The following is a 1,052-nucleotide window of genomic DNA, read 5'->3' on the forward strand; positions in this document are numbered from 1 at the left end:
ATGGAATCCGAAATACCGTCGGGTTTGACTGGGATCCAAGATTGGGCGACTTATGGTTTACCGACAATAACCCTCAAAATACCGATGGACACAACACCTATTTCCCAGGTGAAATCAACAAAATATCCGCAGCCCAGTTAGCAGATAAAGAGATGCCACATTTTGGCTTCCCTTATGTCTCAGGTGAGGACACCCTGTCCATTACCCAAGAGCAAGAAAATGGAACGTCCGTCTATACCGGTGGTTATGATTATCTGCCACCAGGGGCGATTTACTCAGACATCCTAATCAAAGACATTGATCCTGCCAATTTCCAAGCACCAGAGTTTGAACTGGAAGCCGGCTCGGCACCATTAGGGTTGACATTCTGGCAGCCAGATGGGACCACGCCAACGAACGGACAAAGCTCGTTTGTGTACGCAACACATGGCCCAGGCGATGGAAAAAGAGCCGGTTATGAACTGCGTATTATGACATTGGATTCTGAAGGGAAACCTATCTTTGATCGCTCATTGATCACCGGATGGAAACAACCTGAGGGCATTTCAGGTAAGCCAGTCGAAATGTTAGTCATGCCAGACAACAGCTTGCTCGTGTCTGACGATGCTGGTAATACGCTATATCGTTTGCAATACAACCCAACGTCAGAAGGCCGAATTGAGCTTTCACCGACAAAAGGTGACCTTGCAGAAGACGAAAGTTTAGTTGAAGCCACATTGACCGACAGCAACGGCGTAGCAAGACGCTTATACATGTCGCTATCTTCAGGAGGTTACACCATTGATCACCTGGAATACGGTGATTACACCCTATCTATTCCAACACATGAAGGGTTAGAGCCCACCGAATCTGTTTACCAGATTACCGTGAATCAACAGCAGCCTCTCGGTGAAGTAAGTTGGAGTTATGAAGATGATTCCGGTGACGAAAAACCGCTCGGCACAGTGACAGTCAATGCACCTGATGCGCCAAGTAATTCAGCGCCGACCATTTTGTTAGAAATGGAGGCAGCAGAAGGGGGCACGGTATACATCGATTCAGAATGGGGAGAA

General features: G+C 47.6%; 1 protein-coding gene. It reads left to right on the forward strand.

Annotated elements, in window-relative coordinates:
• Window positions 1-1,052 (forward strand): PQQ-dependent sugar dehydrogenase (locus ACP45E_RS12695; RefSeq protein WP_426511215.1); only part of this gene is annotated, 1,052 nt, incomplete at both ends.

Source organism: Vibrio genomosp. F10 str. 9ZD137, from assembly GCF_049974785.1.
GTDB lineage: Bacteria > Pseudomonadota > Gammaproteobacteria > Enterobacterales > Vibrionaceae > Vibrio.